The sequence below is a fragment of the Flavobacterium sp. genome, assembly GCF_035292545.1.
In the GTDB taxonomy this organism is placed as follows: Bacteria; Bacteroidota; Bacteroidia; order Flavobacteriales; family Flavobacteriaceae; genus Flavobacterium.
Map to the genome: position 1 here is coordinate 1 of NZ_DATDPV010000027.1, position 7,445 is coordinate 7,445.

General features: G+C 36.1%; 8 protein-coding genes. 5 read left to right on the top strand and 3 right to left on the bottom strand.

Annotated elements, in window-relative coordinates:
* From VI621_RS14805 to VI621_RS04490, 5 genes are all read left to right on the top strand, one after another.
* A partial coding sequence (locus VI621_RS14805) for a VOC family protein (protein WP_414655483.1) occupies positions 1-177 on the top strand: 177 nt, incomplete at its 5' end.
* A gap of 107 nt (positions 178-284) precedes the next feature.
* Positions 285-701 carry a hypothetical protein gene (locus VI621_RS04475; protein WP_324217182.1) on the top strand — a complete coding sequence of 139 codons (417 nt, stop codon included), beginning with the start codon at positions 285-287 and terminating at the stop codon, positions 699-701.
* A gap of 207 nt (positions 702-908) precedes the next feature.
* On the top strand, positions 909-1,409 hold the full coding sequence (locus VI621_RS04480; RefSeq protein WP_324217183.1) for a GNAT family protein: 501 nt from the start codon (positions 909-911) through the stop codon (positions 1,407-1,409).
* A gap of 85 nt (positions 1,410-1,494) precedes the next feature.
* A complete protein-coding gene (locus tag VI621_RS04485; protein WP_324217184.1) occupies positions 1,495-2,019 on the top strand; it encodes a GNAT family N-acetyltransferase in 525 nt (174 codons plus the stop codon).
* A 202-nt stretch (positions 2,020-2,221) separates the two neighbouring features.
* Positions 2,222-2,995 (top strand): sulfite exporter TauE/SafE family protein, encoded by a 774-nt coding sequence (locus tag VI621_RS04490; RefSeq protein ID WP_324217185.1) that lies wholly within the window; start codon positions 2,222-2,224, stop codon positions 2,993-2,995.
* Positions 2,996-3,062: 67 nt separating this feature from the next.
* On the opposite strand, the gene VI621_RS04495 is transcribed toward VI621_RS04490, so the two are convergent.
* The 3 genes from VI621_RS04495 to VI621_RS04505 all read right to left on the bottom strand — a co-directional run.
* Positions 3,063-4,937, bottom strand: coding sequence for a M1 family metallopeptidase (locus tag VI621_RS04495; protein ID WP_324217186.1), 1,875 nt, complete (start codon positions 4,935-4,937; stop codon positions 3,063-3,065).
* A 90-nt stretch (positions 4,938-5,027) separates the two neighbouring features.
* Complete coding sequence (locus VI621_RS04500; protein ID WP_324217187.1) at positions 5,028-6,659, bottom strand: S8 family peptidase; 1,632 nt, start codon at positions 6,657-6,659, stop codon at positions 5,028-5,030.
* Between the two features lie 75 nt (positions 6,660-6,734).
* Positions 6,735-7,445, bottom strand: a 711-nt coding sequence (locus tag VI621_RS04505; protein ID WP_324217188.1) for an MBL fold metallo-hydrolase, incomplete at its 5' end; no start/stop codon positions are given.

Consider the following 7,445-nt stretch of genomic DNA (forward strand, 5'->3'; position numbering starts at 1 on the left):
ACACCGGCTGTTTCTATTTATGTGAACTGTGATAGCGAAGAAGAAATTAACATCCTTTACAACAAACTGCTGGAAGGAGGGAATGCATTGATGCCTATTGACAATTATGGATTTAGTACAAAATTCGGATGGGTTGCCGACAAATATGGACTTTCCTGGCAAGTGAATTTAAAATAATTATTAATAACCGAAAAGAAACATGAAGTGACTTGGGAGGGTTTTGGTTAGAAACATTCTTTTAGAGGCAAGTTATATACAATTTTTGAACGTCGAAATCACATCACATGAAATCTAATAATGTAAATCTGATTGGGGCTGAAGGTTTTGACGGAATTATTGAAAAAATCCTGGTCGAAAATGATATAAAAAAGACAACCATTGTAGTCAAACAATGGCATTTGGATACATACGCTTTATCTGAACTAAAATTTAATGGAGTCATTTTTCAAAGTCTTCCTGATATCTCTTCATTTAATCTTGTTAATGAAATAACAACCAGAAATGATACTGATTCTATTTTAAACCAACTGGATGAATATTTAAAGGATAATCCAACGTTAATGTTAGCTAATTCCTATGACAATATTAGAAATGAGATTAGAAAAGAACCTAATTCAATTTCATTCTTTTTCACATCGGGTTATTGCAAAGATTGGCTGATTGTTTGTGCCGAAATGTTGCTTACTGAAGAAATAAAGTGATAAGCTTACACTGAATTCAAATTGCAATGAAATTAAAAATGACAATTAAAACGTAAAACAGCTTTTTGTATCATTGGCTTCAGTTGTTTTCCCTTCGAAAAAACGCGGTTAACTCTAATTTCATTTATATTTGTGATGTTTCCTGCCAATGCTTGAAAGCCAAGATACGTTAATCACTAAGCATTCAAAGACCATTTAACTGACCAAATGAAATTACCTCCATACCATATTTTTCCAAATATTTCCGGCGATAAAATTTCATTGCGACAAATTTTGCCTTCAGACATTAAAGACCTTATTGCAATTTCATTTTACGATTCAATTCAGGCAACGACATTAGAACAGGCGGCAGCAATGCAGGATAAAATCAACAAGGACTATAATGACGGTAATTCAATTCATTGGGGCATTGTAGATAAAGCAACCAATAAGATCATCGGGACCTGTGGCTATTATCGCGGCCTTGACAAAGGAAATGGAGAACTTGGCTGCGTCTTATTACCCCAATTTAGAGGACTGGGTTTTATGACACAAGCAATGCAATTAGCTATAGACTTCGGACTAAATAAAATCAGGCTAAAACGTGTTTGGGCAATTACAACCAAACAAAACATCAAAGCAATACAACTTCTTGAAAGACTTAACTTTATTAAAATTGCAGACTTGCAAGATGATGAAATTGAATATGAATTAAAAGGAAATGTTTAACAAAAACAATTTACAATAGACACTTCATCTATTTTGCATTGCCAAGATTTTTATCTGTAAATCATTCTAAACGAAACCTAAAATCATGAGTAAACAAGAATACACGGTAAGAAACGCAAAACCTGATGAATTTGAGGAAATCGGTAAATTAATGGTTGAAGTCTATTCCCAACTCGAAGGATTTCCAAAAGAATCAGAACAGCCCAATTATTATAAAATGCTTGCCAATGTTGGCGAGTTAACCCATAAACCGGAAACAGAAATCTTGGTGGCTGTTGCTTCTGATGGTAAAATAGCAGGAGGCGTCGTTTATTTTGGCGATATGCAGTATTACGGCTCCGGCGGAACGGCTACCCAAGAACTTAACACTTCAGGATTTAGATTATTGGCTGTAGATCCTTCGATAAGAGGTCAAGGAATTGGCAAGCTTTTAACCAACGAATGCATCAGAAAAGCTAAAGGTAAAAAGCGCAAACAAATGGTTATTCATACTACAATGACCATGCAGACCGCTTGGAAAATGTATGAAAGTCTGGGGTTTAAAAGAGCAGAAGATTTAGATTTCATGCAGGGAGAACTTCCCGTTTTTGGATTTAGATTGGCACTATAATCAAAGCTTCAACAGACAGGTTTTTTTCAAAGATTACTGTTTTTATTAACTTTGTGAACAGACTATGATGAGCATTTAATTCACCATATCATACAGATTATTTAACTCAGACGTCCAATGAAAATGATTTTAAAATTATAGATTTGCAATGCTGGTTTCCGGATTTTCCCGAATGATTTCCCCATATTAATTAAAAAAATAAATGGAAATAATTGTCATCTCTATAATTGCTTTTATTGTATCAATTTTGACCTTTTTCTCAGGTTTTGGTTTAGGGACAATTCTTACACCGGTATTCATGATTTTCTTTCCGGTTGAGGTGGCGATTGGTTTGACCGGAATCGTGCATTTTTTTAATAACTTTTTTAAAATTATTTTAGTCGGAAGAAATGCTGACAAAACGGTTTTGCTGCGTTTCGGAATTCCGGCAGTGCTTTTCGCAATTTTAGGTTCGTGGCTGCTATTGAACATACCCGATTTAAAACCACTTTTCACGTATGAAATGTTTGGAAAAACGTTTGAAGTTTACCCCGTAAAGTTTATAATTTCAATTTTGTTAATCATTTTTGCCAGCATTGACTTGATTCCCTATTTTAACAAACTACAATTTGGAAGGGAGAAGTTACCCATTGGCGGGGCTTTAAGCGGTTTTTTTGGCGGGCTTTCGGGAAATCAAGGCGCTCTAAGAACTGCATTTTTAATTAAAGCCGGACTTTCAAAAGAAGCATTTATAGCAACCGCAGTAGTGGTTTCTACCCTTGTTGACTTTACACGATTAAGTATTTATGCCACACGATTCTCAAAATCCGGACTCACGGACAATTTAACTTTAGTGGTTTCTGCCACTTTATCTGCAATTATCGGAGCCTATATTGGCAACAAACTTTTGAAAAAAGTAACCTTAAAATTTCTGCAAATTACAATTGCCATAATGTTAATAATTATTTCTCTTGCGTTAGGCTTAGGACTAATTTAGAACTTTAATGCTAATCAATTGTTCAAATTTATATTAATAAAAAAGCCCTCTCAGAGGGCTTTTCATATTACTTTACTTCATAAAGATTATTCTCCTTTTTGATATCGGCCATCAAACCGCTTGGGTCAATGGTGATTTTCTTTATGGAAGCTTTATTTTTAATAAGCATAAATTCATAAGTAGGATTTCCCCATGCCCAGTCATTCAAAACGGTTCTTTTCATGCCGGGAAATGGATTTTCTTTTACAAAACTCATCATGCGCAACGGAATATAAAAACCTTCTTTTGTTCCGTCGGTATATTCGACCACAATATCCATTGGCATCGGCATTCTTCCGATTCTTTCTAAAATAACGGTTGTATTGTTTCCGTTTGCAGCGACTTCTTTAATGCTGTAATCGATGGTATTGGTAGTTTTGGTCCAGTCAGTCAAATACCAGTCTAATTCAGCTCCGGAAACGCGTTCTGCGGTTCTCTTGATGTCGTTTGGCGTTGGATGTTTGAATTTGAAATCGTTAAAGTATCTTTTTAATGTTTTCATCAAATTCTCTTTCCCAATCAAATAAATCAATTGCGTCAGGAATATTTCGCCTTTGCTGTAAGATGAAATGCTGTAGACCCTGTTTTCGTCAAAACGATCCGCATGGGTAGTTTGTGGTAATTCTTTACCTGAATTCACCATAGAAAAATAACCGCCATAAGAACCTGTAAATGGGTTTTCGGCTTTCTTCTCGGCAATTTCATTCAGGCCTAAATCTTCTAGGAAAGAGGTGAAACCTTCGTCCATCCAACCGTGTTTACTTTCGTTGGAAGCCAAAATATGCTGAAACCAGGAATGCGCCATTTCGTGTGCAATAACGCCCAGTAATCCTTCAAAGGTTCCTTCGCCAAGAATCAAAGTACACATCGCATATTCCATTCCGCCATCGCCACCCTGAATTACAGAATATTGTTCGTAAGGATATTTCCCGACGGTTTTATTATAAAACTGCATCAATTGCACGGTTTTAGATTGCACATTTTTCCAGTTTTCAATAATTTTCGGATTATTTTTATAAAGGAAATGCAAGGTTGCTCCATTCGGAACCTGTACCACATCATGAAGGTAATTTTTATCGGCTGCCCAGGTAAAATCATGCACATTCGGTGCAATAAAATGCCAGGTCAGGTTTTTGGTTTTTTTAGGGTGTTTTACAACAACGCCTGCATCCTGATAGCCGTGACCAATTTCGTTTTTATTTTGTAAATATCCTGAGCCACCTAAAATATAATTTTTGTCGATGGTAATTTTTACATCAAAATTTCCCCAAACCCCATGAAACTCTCTTGCGATATAAGGATCTGCATGCCAGCCTTCGAAATCGAATTCGGCTAATTTCGGATACCATTGTGCCATTGACAAGGCAACTCCTTCGGCATTATTTCTTCCCGAACGACGGATATGAACCGGAACCTGCCCGTCAAAATCCAACGTAAAAGTGGTTTTTTCTCCAGGTAAAATAGGCTTGGCCAATGTCACTTCCAGAATTGTTTCTACCTCTTTTGCAGTAGCGGCAACACCATCTTGTTTGAAATTACTGACTCTCAGAAATCCAATTTCATTCGGTTTTAAGTTTTTAATTCTGCTTTCTTTTATTTCTTTTTCGCCAACTTTTATTTTGTTGACCATTCTTCCGTCAGGATCTTTGATGTTTCTCAGACGCATATCCATTTCGCTTCCGGGCTGGAAGGCATTTAGAAACAAATGATAGAATACTTTTCTCAGCGTATCGGGAGAATTATTGGTGTAGACCAATTCTTGTTTTCCTTTGTATTGGTAGGTTTTTACATCCATGGCAACTTCCATTTTGTAATCCGCTTTTTGTTGCCAATAAGTTGACTTTTGGGCCAATACATTTCCAAAACTTAAGGAAAGCATGGCTAGTAAAAGGATTTTTTTCATTTTGATAATGATATAAAAGTGTTATAAATAAAATAAGCTTGCCGAAATATATTAAATTTCAACAAGCTTATGTATGTTATTTAAGATAAATTATCTTTTTGCTTTTTTTCTTTTTGCTTTTGTGCCTTTGGTATTTTTAGACATTTTTTCAGCCATTACTAAAGCGTTGTAAGCATTTACAATTTTTCCTGATTTTGATAAAGAAACAAATGAACGTTTGTCATCCGGATTTCCACCAAAAACTACATCAGAAGTGATTGCTGTACCTGAATCCATCAAAATATGTTTTACTTGTTTAGCTGACAATTTTGGATAATAAGAACGAATCAAAGCTGCGACACCGGCTGCATTTGGTGCTGCCATTGAAGTTCCTTGTAAGTATTGGTATGCGTTATCCGGAGTTGTTGCGTAAATTTTTACACCAGGTGCAAAAACATCCACATTGATTTTTCCAATGTTAGAGAAATCGGCAACGACATTGGTTCCGTATTCAAAATTCAAAGCTCCGATAGTGATTAAGTTATCAGCAAACTCTGTCTTTTTATCATCAGAATCATTTGGATAGTTGTTTTCAACATCAATGTCTTTTGAATCATTTCCAGCTGCGTGAACGATTAAAACGTCTTTCTTTTCAGCATATTTAATCGCATCATAAACCCATTGTTTTTGTGGAGAAAAGCTTTTCCCAAAACTTCCGTTGATTACTTTTGCACCATTATCTACAGCGTAACGAATTCCAAGAGCGATATCTTTGTCATATTCATCCCCGTCCGGCACCGCACGAACTGTCAAAATTTGAACGTTGTTCGCAACTCCGTCGCCACCAATATTGTTGTTTCTAACTTGAGCAACGATTCCGGCAACGTGTGTTCCGTGAAGAATCCCTTTTTTGTCCGGACCCATAACGTTGTTGTTCCCGTATTTGGTGTCTTTGATGTCGTTAGGATTGTCACCAACCACTTTTCTGTAATTGGTTTTCAAATTATCACCACTCATCACAGTTGTAAACCCGTCAAGTTCTTTTTTGATTTCTTTTTTCAGGTCTTCAACAGGTAATCCATAAGAAAGCATTTGTTGCATGATGGCCTTGCTTTGAACTATTTCCTGATCTTGAGAAGCTATAGCATTTAGATCTTCAATAGTATAAACCGGTTTCGCTAAATGTTTTACAAGTACGGCATCGGCTTTTGCAATTCCGATTGTCATTTGTTCCATTTGGGCTTTACCTCTTGTACCGTCCGCTATTTTTTTATCGTTGATAGCTTTAGCAGCTAGATAAGTGGTCTCATCTACAAGGTTTTTGTTCATTAGAATTCTTTCGTATTCTAAATTTTCTTTGGTAATATCCCCAAGAAAATTCCAACCGTGAATATCGTCGATGTAACCGTTTTTGTCATCATCGATTCCGTTTCCGGCTATTTCTTTTTTGTTAATCCAAACTACTGATTTTAAATCTTCGTGTTCAATATCAACACCAGAATCTACAATCCCAACAATTACATTTACGCCTTTTTTATTTTTCAATAATTCGGCATAAGCTTTATCAACACTCATTCCTGGAATACTATCTTTCACTAAATCAAGATGACTCCATCTTTTTAATTGAATTTCGCTAAGTTTTCCTTTTTTAGTAACGGATTTATCAGCACTTTGTGCATTTGCAGAAAGTGTTAACGCTAAAGCGGCAATTAGCGATAAATGGGTTAGTTTTATTACTTTCATTTTATAATTGGTTTTAATTTTAGATAATAAGTCAAAAATACTTTAAGAATGTTACAAATAAAATAACAATTAACTTTATTTTAGGATGTCATCGCAACTATATCGGTCTTTCAGCCGAACGCCTTTTTCTGTTTTTTCGACCGTGATGATTTCATTGTGTGCATCATGTTCCAGAAATAAGTAGTAATTATTGTCCGCAGCGGCATTCATGAATTTTGTTTTTTCATCCAATGTCAAAAGCGGGCGCGTGTCGTAACCCATCACATACGGAATGGGAATATGTCCGGCGGTTGCCAATAAATCGGCGCAAAAAACAATCGTTTTATCCTGATATTGAATGTGTGGAATCATTTGTTTCTCGGTATGACCATCTGCAAAGAATATGCCAAAACCCAATTCCGATTTTTCTAAGAAATCCCCTTCAGGTCTTTTGATAAAATTCAATTGGCCGCTTTCCTGCATCGGTAAAATATTTTCGGAAAGAAAGGAAGCTTTTTCGCGGGCATTAGGTTTTGTGGCCCATTCCCAATGAAGGTCATTGCTCCAGAATTTGGCGTTTTTAAATGCGGGCTCATAACCGGTTCGTTCTTTGTTCCATTGTACACTTCCGCCACAATGGTCAAAATGCAAATGGGTCATAAAAACATCGGTAATATCATCGCGATGAAAACCGTATTTTGCCAATGACTGGTCCATCGAATGCGTTCCCCAAAGCGAATAATAGCCAAAAAACTTCTCCGATTGCTTGTTGCCCATTCCGGTATCGATCAAAATCAGACGATTACC

Excerpts from the sequence above, each read along its gene's own strand:
- VI621_RS04475 (WP_324217182.1), top strand. The coding sequence starts at position 285 with ATGAAATCTAATAATGTAAATCTGATTGGGGCTGAAGGTTTTGACGGA.
- VI621_RS04480 (WP_324217183.1), top strand. The coding sequence starts at position 909 with ATGAAATTACCTCCATACCATATTTTTCCAAATATTTCCGGCGATAAA.
- VI621_RS04485 (WP_324217184.1), top strand. The coding sequence starts at position 1,495 with ATGAGTAAACAAGAATACACGGTAAGAAACGCAAAACCTGATGAATTT.
- VI621_RS04490 (WP_324217185.1), top strand. The coding sequence starts at position 2,222 with ATGGAAATAATTGTCATCTCTATAATTGCTTTTATTGTATCAATTTTG.
- VI621_RS04495 (WP_324217186.1), bottom strand. The coding sequence starts at position 4,937 with ATGAAAAAAATCCTTTTACTAGCCATGCTTTCCTTAAGTTTTGGAAAT.
- VI621_RS04500 (WP_324217187.1), bottom strand. The coding sequence starts at position 6,659 with ATGAAAGTAATAAAACTAACCCATTTATCGCTAATTGCCGCTTTAGCG.